Genomic DNA, 11,953 nt, shown 5'->3' with positions numbered 1-11,953 from the left:
TTATAATGAAAGAAATAATACATGATTATTATATTTCTCTTGTCTATCTTATAGGTTAATAGTCCTAAATAGTTATTTATTATCGTATAGAGCACAAATCTAAACTCACCAGAAGAAAATTTAGAAATCCTGTGATATGTATTATTTAATAAAGTATAAAGAGGCATTCAATGAAAATAGAATTAGCTAAAAGTCTTGAGTTAAATAGAGATATCACAGCAGAAGATGCCGATAAATTATTCTCAGAAAATAGAATAACATCAAAACATCTTTTTGAATGTACTGAACCTGATTGTCACGCCCAAGTAACATGCGCCAATCTTGATAAACCTAGTCGATTACGTAAAAGGATCCCTTACTTTAAATTTGTTTCTGAACACAGTGATGCCTGCAAAATAGGAATTAGTGAAGAAAGTGAATTTCGTAAAATAAAGAAAACACATGAAGATCCTGAAGCACTCCCTTTTATTTTAGATGATACTATTGAACTTGATCTCTCATCTCCTTATAAAAATAAAATTCATGATGTACCTGTCTTAGAAGAAGATAATAGTATAAAAAAACGCTTAAAAAGAAAAGATGTTGATGAAGAAAATATAAATAAAACACGCCATGCAAGAAAGCGTTTATCTGGGCTAGTTAATGCTTTTATTAATAAAGAAAATTTCTTTCTAAATACTGCTGAAGGAAGAATTCATTTAAGAGACTTCTTCATTCATGTTAATGATAAAAAAGATCTCAGTGAGTATATCGATGAGCCACGAGTGTACTTTGGTAAGGCATGGATTAAACGGATAGATAATTATTACCTTGTTCGTTTTAATAATGAAATGCGAGCAGGTAATTTAAAATGTAAGCCAACATTTTTTATTACTGAGCGACTTGTCGATAGTTCAGAATATAAGAGAACATCTCGACAAGAATTAGATAAGATCGCTTTTTCTAAACCAGTACAACCCCTCTACTTATTTATATTCAGTGAATTACCACCGGTAAAAATGAATAGTAGTGATTTTATTAATTTCAAGTTAGATGATTTAACTTACCTATATTACAAAAAATGGGGCAAGAAAAATGAATGAAATATATGAAATAGCCTATTCAACAGTGACTAATCGACTATGTTTGTTTACAGGTACTGGATTTTCAAAGGCATTAACAAAAAATAAAGTACCTAGTTGGCAAGAATTACTTGAGAAAGTCTGTGATGAATTGAGTGGTTTAGAAAAGATAAAACAATCTTTATTCCCTAATAATGGTAAAAATCCATTAAGCTTAGAGGAGGCGGCTCAAGTTATTTATATTGAATACCAAAAAAGAGATAAAAATTTACATGAGAAAATTGCAGAAATTATAAAAGATATCAAATTATCTAAAAATAACGAACCTATAGAAGAATTCTTGGAAAATAATTCTCTGAGAATAATAACAACAAACTATGATAAATTGATTGAACATATGCTTTCAATTGATCATTGCCAATCCCTTGCTCCTGGATTACCAATTCCCAAATCGTCTTCAAAAATAAAAATTTATCACGTGCATGGTTCTATTGATTCACCAAGTAATATGGTTGTTACTTCTGATGATTATTTTAAATTTATAAACTATAACTCTTATTTTTCTAAAAAAATAAGCTCTATGATTTATGAAAATACAATTGTTATATTAGGCTATTCTCTTGGAGATACTAACCTAAAAGCAATTATTAATGAGTACAAAAATTTCTCACGGGAAAATGTTATTGGTTCTTCTATGTTTTTAGTATCTAGAAAGAAAATAGAATCCTACTTAAAAGAATACTATTTTCATTGCTATGGTATTAGAGTTATTGATGATTTAAATATTCATGATTTTTTTAAAAATTTAAATTCAAAAATAATAGAAGTAGAAAAAACCGTTGAAAGCTCAATAAAAAATATAAAAAAAGTATCACATGGAAATCATAGCTTTTCTGAAAAATTCTTAAGAGTAGAAAATAGTTTTTATGAAATAATAATATCATTAGCTGCCTTTGGTGCTAAAGTGACAGATAAAAAAACCATGAACATGATAGAGAAAATAATACAGGAAAAAATAAAACTAACGAGTGAAAATAGTGCTTGGGAACAATATGTTCATTTGGCAAATTGGCTAATCTATCTTGCAACTATCATTGAAATAAAAAGCACCCCATTAGAAGATATATATCTTAAAGCAGTATCTCATTCAATGGATCACATGACTAAAGATTATTCCATAGGATATTCTTGGCATGCTTATCGTGCATGGGAAAATAAATGGCCGTCTCTTATTGTATCAAATAGAGTTATGATAAAAAATTATGTTCGTGAGAATATTAGTAATAACGATGCTGTTAATTTAGTTAAAAACTTATAATTAATTTGAACTCAATAAAAAACCATAGCACAACAATGTACTATGGTTTTAAATGGCTAAAAAAGCTAGCTAAAATAAATTAGTCATTAGCGCGTAAACGTTCTATTTTCGCCCCTAATCCTTGTAATTTAGCTTCAATATTTTCATACCCACGATCGATATGATAAATACGATCCACAATAGTTGTACCTTCAGCGATACACCCCGCAAGGACTAAACTTGCAGAAGCACGTAAATCCGTCGCCATCACTTGTGCGCCTGAAAGTTTTTCAACACCATGACATAACACCGTATTACTTTCGATTTCAGCATGAGCACCCATGCGAATTAACTCAGGAATATGCATAAAACGATTTTCAAAAATAGTTTCTGTGATCATTCCTGCGCCTTCGGCAACTAAGTTTAAAAGGCTAAACTGTGCTTGCATATCAGTCGGGAACCCAGGATGCGGTGCTGTACGCAAGGTTACCGCTTTAGGACGTTTACCATGCATATCAAGGCTGATCCAATCTTCACCAACTTCTATATCTGCACCCGCTTCACGTAATTTCGCCAACACTGCATCTAACGTATCAGGCTTTGCATTACGACAAACAACGCGGCCACGAGAAACAGCAGCCGCAACTAAGAAAGTACCCGTTTCAATACGATCAGGTAGAATTTGATAAGTACCACCACCAAGGCGTTCTACACCTTCAATAGTAATACTGTCTGTACCTGCACCGCTGATTTTGGCACCTAATGTATTAAGAAAATTAGCGGTATCTTCAATTTCAGGCTCTCTTGCCGCATTCTCGATGATAGTTTTACCTTCGGCTAACACTGCTGCAGTCATAATAGTGATAGTGGCACCCACGCTCACTTTATCCATGACAATATGTGCGCCTTTTAATCGCCCATCAACACGAGCTTTTACATAACCTTCATCAAGCGTGATTTCAGCACCTAATTGCTCTAAACCTGTAATATGAAGATCAACAGGACGAGCGCCAATGGCACAACCACCGGGTAAAGAAACCTGACCTTGACCAAAGCGAGCAACTAACGGCCCTAATGCCCAAATAGAAGCACGCATGGTTTTAACTAACTCGTAAGGTGCACAGAATTCGTTGATATTACGAGCATCAACAAAAACAGAGCCGTTACGTTCAACATTAGTTCCTAAGCGATTAAGTAATTTAATCGTTGTATCAATATCTTTTAACTTAGGAACATTGGTTAATTCTACTGGCTCTTCGGCAAGGATCGCAGCGAACAGGATTGGTAATGCAGCGTTTTTTGCGCCTGAAATAGTGACCTCACCTGATAAACAGGTTGGTCCTTGTACTCTAAATTTATCCATCTGTAGAACTCTCTTTTTTATTTTGCTGTACGCTGTATACCTACTGAATCAAAGCCCGTTAAGTTTACGATCCCTCTTCCACTCTTCAGGTGTGTAGGCTTTAATAGACAAAGCGTGAATACGGTTATCTGCGATATATTCCATCAAAGGGGCATAAATGGTTTGTTGTTGTTTTACTCTGCTCATTCCCTCAAACATAGCGCCAACAACGACAACTTGAAAATGACTACCATCACCGTTAACGATGACTTCATCTAAAGACAGGCTGTCCATTAATACTTGTTTGATTTCATTTGTATCCATAATTGCTCAATCTCAACGTTAAAATAATAATCAGTCGTCTATCCTAATGGAATCCGCCCTACTCTTAAACCATCAAAAACCCCCTTAATGATAAAAGTATCACGAAGGGGGCGTTTTAATTGCTTTTAGTTAAAACCCGTATTAGGCAATATTCATAATTTCATCAAGATCATAGAGAGTAATAAGAGTCTGAAAACGCTCACTTACGCCTTGAATAATAAATTGGCGATGTTGTGCTTCCATCTCTGCTTTTAGGTGAACAAAAAGCGCCAATCCTGTTGAGTCGATATGACTCAATGCCGAAATATCAATAATATTGATATCGGTTAATAATACTTTACGTTGCTGCCAAGCAGGTAATAACGTTTCGCGATCTAACGTTCCTTGAAAAAAGAGGATATCGCCCTTTTTTTCCCAATTTAACGAGGACGACATGTTATTTTTTCTCATCCAGTGTGATTGGTGTTTTTGCACTAATTTCTAACTGTTTTGTTAAACCATCAACACCTTTAGAATTTAAAATATCTGACCACTCATTCTGTTTTGTGGTGATCATGCTGACACCTTCCGCAATCATGTCATAAGCTTGCCATTCGCCTGTTTTGCTGTTTTTACGCCATTGGAAATCAAGGCGAACAGGTGGGCGACCATTTTTATCAATAATGGTAACGCGAATAGTGAGGTTTGTTTTATCTGCGAACGGTTTTGCTGGCTCAATACGATATTCTTGTCCTTCATACATCGCTAATGCTTGACCATATACTTGAGCAAGGTACGCTTCAAATGCAGTAAAATAAGCATCGCGTTGAGCTGGTGTTGCAGTACGATAATGAGGCCCTAATACTAATGCACCCGCATATTTAATTTGTACATATGGCAATAATTCTTGTTGAACAATTTGGCGCAAAACTTCAGGATTTTTACGAATTTCAGGCTGTTCATTTTTTAATTTAGTAAACGTTTTTTGTGCGGCATCTTCCATCAGTATATATGGATTGGTTTTATCTACAGCCATCGCAAAAGGTGTAATGACTAACAGTGCGACCATCAATAAGCGTTTAAACATACTTTCGCTCTCCTAAAAAAGTTTTAATAATAGGATGCTTTACTTAATTAAATGTATAAATACATCCTATAAGAATTAATGATTAAGGTAATGCTGGATGTTCTTCAGTCGGTTCAGATTCAGATTTTGCTGAGCCATCACCATCTCCTGTTTTATAAAGGAACTGACCGATGAGATCCTCTAGTACCATTGCTGAATTAGTATTAGTGATCCGTCCTCCGTCTTTAAGCAGAGTAGAATCTAATGCTTCATCATAAAAACCTAAATTCAATGCAAGGAACTGCTCACCTAATAAACCAGATGTACGAATAGACAGTGAGCTACTTTCTGGAATGTGGTCATAAATACTCAGAATATCGAGCGCGACTTCAGGACGATAGTTCCCTTCATCTTCTTCTTTTAAAGTGATAGAAGAAACACGACCAATCACCACACCACCAATCTTAACTGGGGAACGTTCTTTTAACCCACCAATATTACCGAAGCTGGCATAAACGCGATAAGTTGGTTGATTACCCATTTCTTTAATATCAGCCACTTTTAGGCATAAGAAAATCACAGCGGCTAGCGCAATCAGAACAAATAGACCAACCCAAACTTCAATTTTTTTACTTTGCATGACTTAGTTCCCAAACATCAGTGCTGTTAGCACAAAATCTAAACCCAATACGGCTAACGATGAATGAACAACAGTACGTGTTGTTGCTCTGCTAATCCCTTCTGATGTTGGGATTGCGTCATACCCGTTAAAGAGCGCTATCCAAGTGACGGTAATGGCAAAAACGACACTCTTAATAAAGCAATTCACTAAATCTAATCGCCATTCAACGGCACCTTGCATAGATGCCCAGAAAAAGCCTTCATCGATCCCTTTCCAATCCACACCAACAATGGCACCACCCCAAATACCGATGGCAACAAAAATAAGTGAAAGCAATGGCATGCTAATTAAACCGGCCCAAAAGCGGGGTGCAACGACTCGCCGTAAAGGATCGACTGCCATCATTTCTAAACTAGAAATTTGTTCTGTGGCTTTCATTAAACCAATTTCCGCTGTTAATGCAGAACCTGCTCGGCCTGCAAATAATAATGCGGTTACCACAGGGCCCAATTCTCGTAACAAAGAGAGAGCCACCATCATGCCAAGACTGGCTTCAGCACTAAATGTTGTCAGTACAAGATAACCTTGTAATCCCAGCACCATGCCAATAAATAGACCAGACACCATGATGATTAATAAAGATTGAACGCCAACGTTATACAGCTGCTTCATTAAAAGAGGCCACTGTTTACGGAATTCTGGTTTACCGACTAATGCACGAAAGAGCATAATGCCAGCTCTACCGAATGTTGCAAAAATCGCTAACGCTCTAGCGCCAATACGAGCTAATAAATTTACCACGTACTAATTTCCTCGTCCTAATAGGTCGTCCTGATAATCTCCCGCAGGAAAACGGAAAGGTACCGGGCCATCAGCAATTCCATCTAAAAACTGTCTGACTTGCCTATCTGGGTTGTCCTGTAATTCTTTTGCACTACCTTGAGCAATAACTTTTTGCTCCGCAACAATATAAGCGTAATCGGCAATGCTCAACACTTCAGGTACATCATGAGAAACCACAACACACGTCACTCCGAGTGCATGATTTAACTCATCAATCAGCTTAACAAGTACGCCCATAGTGATAGGATCTTGCCCAACAAAAGGTTCATCAAACATAATTAATTCGGGATCAAGCGCAATGGCTCTGGCTAATGCGGCTCTTCGAGCCATACCACCTGATAACTCAGAAGGCATTAAACTTGCAGCACCACGTAAACCCACGGCTTCAAGCTTCATCATCACCGTTGTACGTATAAGCGCTTCAGGTAAATTTGTATGCTCTCTTAGTGGAAAGGCTACATTTTCAAATACATTCATGTCGGTAAAAAGGGCACCAGACTGAAAAAGCATACTCATTTTCTTTCTTGCGTGATACAACGCAGAACGTGATAGCGCCGGAATATTATCGCCATCAAACCAAATTTCGCCGCTATCAGGAAGAATTTGTCCTCCCATAAGGCGTAATAAAGTTGTTTTACCAATCCCAGAAGGGCCCATAATTGCAGTCACTTTTCCTCTAGGTACAACAAGGTTAATCTCAGAAAAGATCTTCCTACTACCACGAGTGAAGTTCATATTGCGCACTTCAATTAGATTGTCAGATTGTGCGTTCATGAATAAAACATCCTCAAGCCTGTCTGCATAAACAAATTTTTACGCTATTTTGGCAGGTCATTCGTTATGTTACAAAGAAATCACCACTATTTAGCAATTTATTGCACGGTTAATTTTACTTTTCGTGCTTGGCTAGTCAAAATATGGTGAATTAGCAAAACCTTTTGACAAAATGTTTTTTTATCAGCCCTGTCTTATTGGTTTTTTCTTTCTTTACTTGCTCATTGTCGGAAAACTGATGGCATGTTGATTACTTTGTCTCTTTTAATTTTTGGATTGATGCTACTTGTTTATGCATCAGACCGATTAGTCTATGGTGCGAGCGTTTTTGCGCAATCGTTAAAAATTCCCCCCGCCGTTATCGGTATTTTAATTGTAGGCACTGGCACATCATTACCTGAACTTTTTGTTTCTACCGATGCCTCGGTTCATAATTTACCTGACATTGCTATTGGTACTGCTATTGGTTCTACACTTACCAATCTTCTTCTTATTGCGGGCATTGGGGCGATGCTCTACCCCATGAACATACAATCTGCAGTACTGAAAAAAGAGCTTCCATTGATGATTATCGTCATCATGCTGGTGGGTATTATTTTATCTAGTGGAAACCTAGGGCTGAGAGAAGGTACTTTGCTCTTTTTTATTGGTTTTGCATCTATCTTTCTCATGATAAAAACGATGCATAAAACACTTACACAAGAGCGCCATGTATTACCTTTAGAAACCTTAACCCGTTTTGAATTACAGACAAATCCTCGTAATTCAGTTGCTCTTTTTTGGGTCGTTATTGCCTTACTGATTATTCCAGTTGCGACTCAAATGATATTAGATAATGTCTTTATTCTAATGCAACAGTATCATCTTAGTGGCCTTTTTGTTGGCTTAACCTTGCTATCTATTGGAACAAGCTTACCTGAATTAGCGACAACCATTGTTGCAGCGCTAAGACGTGAAAATGAATTAGCTTTAGGAAATATTATAGGTGCTAATATTTTTAACCTGACATTTGTGTTAGGAATGCCAGCATTACTTTCACCAAGTACATTTAATATCAATACGTTTTATTTTAGTTTTGCTGTACTTGGTGTGGCTAGTTTATTGTTCTCTATCTTTTCCTTAGGGCGGAAACGGCGCCTTAATCGAGGAAAAGGGATATTCTTATTAGTTTGCTTTATTGTTTATATTACGGTGTTGTGCGTTGCACATTCTCTCTTAACCTAAAATAAATGGTACAAAAAAATGACCGAGTTTGATTTTCAGCAAGCGGGCAAAAAAGTCCTTCATATTGAACGTGATGGGTTAGCTGAACTAGAACAATATATCAACGATGATTTTACGCTTGCCTGTGAAAAGATTTTTCACTGCCAGGGTCGAGTGATTGTGATGGGTATGGGTAAATCTGGCCATATTGGGCATAAAATTGCTGCAACATTTGCCAGTACAGGAACACCTTCTTTTTTTGTTCATCCCGGTGAAGCAAGTCATGGCGATTTAGGCATGGTCACAGAAAAAGATATTGTTCTAGCGATTTCAAACTCGGGTGAAGCCAGTGAGATCCTCGCCCTCATTCCGGTTCTGAAACGCAAACAGATAACACTGATTTGTATGACACGCACTCCTCAAAGTACAATGGGGAAAGCGTCTGATATTCATCTTTGTATCAAAGTTCCTAAAGAAGCCTGCCCTTTAGGACTTGCTCCCACAACAAGTACAACAGCAACATTAGTGATGGGTGATGCGCTGGCCATCGCACTTTTACGTGCGCGAGGCTTTACTGCTGAAGATTTTGCCCTTTCTCATCCTGGTGGTGCATTAGGTCGTAAATTACTCCTTCATGTGAGTGACTTAATGAATAAAGACGCTGATATCCCTCGCGTTACTAAAGACGCAACGTTACGCGAAGCACTTGTTGAGATTACCCGTAAAAAATTAGGTATGACGGTAATCTGCGATGATAGTATGTTGATTAACGGTATCTTTACTGACGGTGACTTACGACGCATATTTGATTTAGGAATTGATCTTAACAATGCCAAAATCTCTGATGTGATGACAAGAGGAGGTATTCGTATTCGCCCTGATTGTTTAGCCGTTGAAGCACTAAATTTAATGCAAGCAAAACATATCACCTCGTTGTTAGTAACAGAACAAGATAGTGATATCCTGTTAGGTGTTTTACATATGCATGATCTATTACAAGCCGGTGTTGTATAAGCTAGTCATAACGTTCGAAGGATAAAAATGAATACAATGATAGAAACTTGTTATGGTGCAGTAAGCGAGCAAGTCATCAAAAAAGCAGAAAAAATCCAATTGCTGATTTGTGACGTTGATGGTGTTATGTCGGACGGACTCATTTATATGGGCAATAATGGCGAAGAGCTAAAAGCTTTTAATGTCCGTGATGGGTATGGCATTCGTTGTTTGCTTACATCAGGCATTGAGGTTGCTATCATTACAGGCCGTCAATCTAAGCTGTTAGAAGATCGTGCTAAAACGCTTGGCATTACATATCTTTACCAAGGTCAGCATAATAAGCTTTTGGCGTATCAACAACTGTTAGATACACTAAACCTTAAACATGAACAAACTGCCTATATTGGTGACGACCTGATAGATTTACCTGTAATGGAAAAAGTTGGACTCTCCGTCGCGGTTGCCGATGCACATCCATTACTCACACCTCGGGCGGACTACGTTACTCGCATTATGGGTGGGCGTGGTGCAGTACGAGAATTATGTGATTTAATCCTTTTAGCTCAAGGTCGGCTTGAAGAAGCTAAAGGTCTTTCGATTTAACGTATAACGACACAGAATGAATAAATTAAAATCCTGGTTTACCTTAATTCTTGCAATTATCGCCCTTGGGCTAATTGGCTGGAACTATACTAACAACACTGAATTCGGTGATAGTGAAGTTGTTGATGATGGTCAACCAACTTATCAATCTAAATCATCGATATCTTTTGTTTACGAGCCAACAGGTATACTTGGATATAAACTCGTTGCTGATGATGTCAAAAACTATGCTCAGCAAAAGTTTACATGGTTTACTAACCCTGTCTTAACCACTTATTCGCCGACAGGGGATGCAACATGGACCGTGCGCGCCAATAAAGCCAAGCTAACCAACAGTAAAATGCTCTATCTTTATGGCGATGTTCAAATTGATAGCTTAGCGGATGACTCTCAACTACAGAGAATAAGCACTGATAACGCTATCGCGAATTTGGATACACAGGATGTTTCCTCTGATGATGAAGTGACTATTATCGGCGTCGGACTGAAATCAGTCGGCTTAAAAATGCGAGGCAATCTGCGCGAGAAACACGCAGAGCTGATTGAAAAGGTAAACACCTATTATGAGATCCCAAATGAATCAAAAAATCCGTAATACACTGATTATCGGTACATTATTAGCAATAAGTGTACCTGCGATGGCGCTTAAAGATGACACGCAACAACCTATCGTTGTCAATTCAGAAAAACAGTCGCTTGATCTAGAGAAAAATGTCACGACATTTACACAAAATGTTGTAATTAAACAAGGATCTATCGATATTCGTGCTGATAAAGTCGTTGTTACACGCCCTGGTGGTGACTCTAAAAAAATCGTCATTGAAGCATTTGGTAATCCCGTAACTTTTTATCAGTTACAAGATGATGGCAAACCTATCAAAGGTCGTGGCGACAAGATGACCTATGAAATGGATAAAGAATTGATGACCTTAACGGGTAAAGCCTATCTTGAACAATTAGACAGTAATATCACTGGTGATAAGATCACTTATCTCGTCCCAACTCAGCAAATGGAAGCATTTAGCGGTAAAGGTAAACAAGTTACCACTGTTTTACTGCCTTCCCAGTTGCAAGAGAAAGGTACTGGTGCTAACAACAAAGGTAAGTAACACTTTATGGCGCTGTTAAAAGCTGAAAATTTAGCAAAAGCATACAAAGGGCGCACCGTTGTCGGTGATGTTAGCCTGAATGTTAATTCAGGTGAAATTGTAGGCTTACTTGGCCCTAATGGTGCCGGTAAAACAACAACATTCTATATGGTTGTCGGCATTGTCGCTCGTGATGCAGGTAGTATTACTATTGATGATGAAGACATCACTCTGTTACCGTTACATGAACGTGCGCGTAAAGGAATAGGCTATCTACCTCAAGAAGCCTCTATTTTTAGACGGCTAAGCGTTTATGACAACATTATGGGAATTTTAGAAATTCGCCATGATTTAACACCAGAGCAGCGAAAAGATCGTGCAGAAGAGCTATTAGAAGAGTTCAATGTGAGCCATTTGCGTAACAGCTTAGGGCAATCATTATCAGGGGGCGAACGCCGTCGAGTTGAAATTGCACGTGCGTTAGCTGCAAACCCTAAATTCATTTTATTAGATGAACCTTTTGCTGGTGTTGATCCAATTTCAGTATTGGATATTAAAAAAATTATCCAGCATCTACGTGATTATGGATTAGGTGTACTGATTACTGACCATAATGTTCGTGAAACATTAGATGTGTGTGAACGAGCCTATATTGTCAGCCAAGGTCACCTTATCGCTCATGGTTCACCAGAAGAAATTCTTGAAAATGAGCAAGTTAAACGTGTTTACTTAGGTGAAGGCTTCCGCCTTTAATC

15 protein-coding genes are annotated in these 11,953 nt (G+C 37.6%); 8 read left to right on the top strand and 7 right to left on the bottom strand.

The features are described from left to right. The first annotated feature begins 170 nt into the window (after nt 1-170). On the top strand, nt 171-1,082 hold the full coding sequence (locus LW139_RS02855) for a hypothetical protein (RefSeq protein ID WP_247850600.1): 912 nt from the start codon (nt 171-173) through the stop codon (nt 1,080-1,082). Beyond that, complete coding sequence (locus LW139_RS02850) at nt 1,075-2,379, top strand: SIR2 family protein (protein WP_247850599.1); 1,305 nt, start codon at nt 1,075-1,077, stop codon at nt 2,377-2,379. Before LW139_RS02855 ends, LW139_RS02850 begins: the two co-directional genes overlap by 8 nt. Nucleotides 2,380-2,458: 79 nt before the next feature. Here LW139_RS02850 and murA read toward each other — a convergent pair whose 3' ends face one another. The 7 genes from murA to mlaF all read right to left on the bottom strand — a co-directional run bounded on the left by murA (nt 2,459) and on the right by mlaF (nt 7,308). After that, on the bottom strand, nt 2,459-3,721 hold the full coding sequence (gene murA / locus LW139_RS02845; protein WP_109409265.1) for a UDP-N-acetylglucosamine 1-carboxyvinyltransferase: 1,263 nt from the start codon (nt 3,719-3,721) through the stop codon (nt 2,459-2,461). A 48-nt stretch (nt 3,722-3,769) separates the two neighbouring features. Further along, nucleotides 3,770-4,024, bottom strand: a complete 255-nt coding sequence (gene ibaG / locus LW139_RS02840; RefSeq protein WP_006535338.1) for a BolA family iron metabolism protein IbaG — start codon at nt 4,022-4,024, stop codon at nt 3,770-3,772. A gap of 141 nt (nt 4,025-4,165) precedes the next feature. Beyond that, nucleotides 4,166-4,459, bottom strand: a complete 294-nt coding sequence (mlaB, locus tag LW139_RS02835) for a lipid asymmetry maintenance protein MlaB (RefSeq protein ID WP_247850598.1) — start codon at nt 4,457-4,459, stop codon at nt 4,166-4,168. A 1-nt stretch (nt 4,460) separates the two neighbouring features. Beyond that, entirely contained in the window at nt 4,461-5,090 is a 630-nt protein-coding gene (gene mlaC, locus LW139_RS02830; RefSeq protein ID WP_227336387.1) for a phospholipid-binding protein MlaC, read from the bottom strand. Between the two features lie 82 nt (nt 5,091-5,172). Beyond that, the gene (mlaD, locus tag LW139_RS02825) at nt 5,173-5,709 is read right to left on the bottom strand and encodes an outer membrane lipid asymmetry maintenance protein MlaD (protein ID WP_098941207.1); all 537 of its coding nucleotides are present in this window, start codon (nt 5,707-5,709) and stop codon (nt 5,173-5,175) included. Nucleotides 5,710-5,712: 3 nt separating this feature from the next. Continuing rightward, nucleotides 5,713-6,492 carry a lipid asymmetry maintenance ABC transporter permease subunit MlaE gene (gene mlaE / locus LW139_RS02820; RefSeq protein ID WP_072069768.1) on the bottom strand — a complete coding sequence of 260 codons (780 nt, stop codon included), beginning with the start codon at nt 6,490-6,492 and terminating at the stop codon, nt 5,713-5,715. Nucleotides 6,493-6,495: 3 nt separating this feature from the next. Next, nucleotides 6,496-7,308: a phospholipid ABC transporter ATP-binding protein MlaF gene (mlaF, locus tag LW139_RS02815; RefSeq protein ID WP_072069769.1), complete on the bottom strand. Its 813-nt coding sequence runs from the start codon at nt 7,306-7,308 to the stop codon at nt 6,496-6,498. A gap of 243 nt (nt 7,309-7,551) precedes the next feature. On the opposite strand from mlaF, the gene LW139_RS02810 reads away from it, so the two are divergent. Genes LW139_RS02810 through lptB form a run of 6 tightly spaced genes read left to right on the top strand, consistent with a single transcriptional unit; the run spans nt 7,552 to nt 11,951 of the window. After that, nucleotides 7,552-8,532, top strand: coding sequence for a calcium/sodium antiporter (locus LW139_RS02810; protein WP_247850597.1), 981 nt, complete (start codon nt 7,552-7,554; stop codon nt 8,530-8,532). An 18-nt stretch (nt 8,533-8,550) separates the two neighbouring features. Beyond that, nucleotides 8,551-9,525 (top strand): arabinose-5-phosphate isomerase KdsD, encoded by a 975-nt coding sequence (gene kdsD, locus LW139_RS02805; RefSeq protein WP_109409260.1) that lies wholly within the window; start codon nt 8,551-8,553, stop codon nt 9,523-9,525. A gap of 27 nt (nt 9,526-9,552) precedes the next feature. Then, nucleotides 9,553-10,110 carry a 3-deoxy-manno-octulosonate-8-phosphatase KdsC gene (gene kdsC / locus LW139_RS02800; protein WP_109409259.1) on the top strand — a complete coding sequence of 186 codons (558 nt, stop codon included), beginning with the start codon at nt 9,553-9,555 and terminating at the stop codon, nt 10,108-10,110. Between the two features lie 16 nt (nt 10,111-10,126). Further along, the gene (gene lptC / locus LW139_RS02795) at nt 10,127-10,705 is read left to right on the top strand and encodes an LPS export ABC transporter periplasmic protein LptC (RefSeq protein WP_166539201.1); all 579 of its coding nucleotides are present in this window, start codon (nt 10,127-10,129) and stop codon (nt 10,703-10,705) included. Then, a complete protein-coding gene (gene lptA, locus LW139_RS02790; protein WP_109409258.1) occupies nt 10,686-11,219 on the top strand; it encodes a lipopolysaccharide ABC transporter substrate-binding protein LptA in 534 nt (177 codons plus the stop codon). The genes lptC and lptA overlap by 20 nt, the downstream gene beginning before the upstream one ends. Nucleotides 11,220-11,225: 6 nt before the next feature. Continuing rightward, nucleotides 11,226-11,951 (top strand): LPS export ABC transporter ATP-binding protein, encoded by a 726-nt coding sequence (gene lptB / locus LW139_RS02785; protein ID WP_072069775.1) that lies wholly within the window; start codon nt 11,226-11,228, stop codon nt 11,949-11,951. Nucleotides 11,952-11,953 lie beyond the last annotated feature (2 nt).

The organism is Proteus vulgaris (genome assembly GCF_023100685.1).
GTDB lineage: Bacteria > Pseudomonadota > Gammaproteobacteria > Enterobacterales > Enterobacteriaceae > Proteus.
This window is presented reverse-complemented; position numbering and strand designations above follow the sequence as displayed.

Excerpts from the sequence above, each read along its gene's own strand:
- LW139_RS02855 (WP_247850600.1), top strand. The coding sequence starts at position 171 with ATGAAAATAGAATTAGCTAAAAGTCTTGAGTTAAATAGAGATATCACA.
- LW139_RS02850 (WP_247850599.1), top strand. The coding sequence starts at position 1,075 with ATGAATGAAATATATGAAATAGCCTATTCAACAGTGACTAATCGACTA.
- murA (WP_109409265.1), bottom strand. The coding sequence starts at position 3,721 with ATGGATAAATTTAGAGTACAAGGACCAACCTGTTTATCAGGTGAGGTC.
- ibaG (WP_006535338.1), bottom strand. The coding sequence starts at position 4,024 with ATGGATACAAATGAAATCAAACAAGTATTAATGGACAGCCTGTCTTTA.
- mlaB (WP_247850598.1), bottom strand. The coding sequence starts at position 4,459 with ATGTCGTCCTCGTTAAATTGGGAAAAAAAGGGCGATATCCTCTTTTTT.
- mlaC (WP_227336387.1), bottom strand. The coding sequence starts at position 5,090 with ATGTTTAAACGCTTATTGATGGTCGCACTGTTAGTCATTACACCTTTT.
- mlaD (WP_098941207.1), bottom strand. The coding sequence starts at position 5,709 with ATGCAAAGTAAAAAAATTGAAGTTTGGGTTGGTCTATTTGTTCTGATT.
- mlaF (WP_072069769.1), bottom strand. The coding sequence starts at position 7,308 with ATGAACGCACAATCTGACAATCTAATTGAAGTGCGCAATATGAACTTC.
- LW139_RS02810 (WP_247850597.1), top strand. The coding sequence starts at position 7,552 with ATGTTGATTACTTTGTCTCTTTTAATTTTTGGATTGATGCTACTTGTT.
- kdsD (WP_109409260.1), top strand. The coding sequence starts at position 8,551 with ATGACCGAGTTTGATTTTCAGCAAGCGGGCAAAAAAGTCCTTCATATT.
- kdsC (WP_109409259.1), top strand. The coding sequence starts at position 9,553 with ATGAATACAATGATAGAAACTTGTTATGGTGCAGTAAGCGAGCAAGTC.
- lptC (WP_166539201.1), top strand. The coding sequence starts at position 10,127 with ATGAATAAATTAAAATCCTGGTTTACCTTAATTCTTGCAATTATCGCC.
- lptA (WP_109409258.1), top strand. The coding sequence starts at position 10,686 with ATGAATCAAAAAATCCGTAATACACTGATTATCGGTACATTATTAGCA.
- lptB (WP_072069775.1), top strand. The coding sequence starts at position 11,226 with ATGGCGCTGTTAAAAGCTGAAAATTTAGCAAAAGCATACAAAGGGCGC.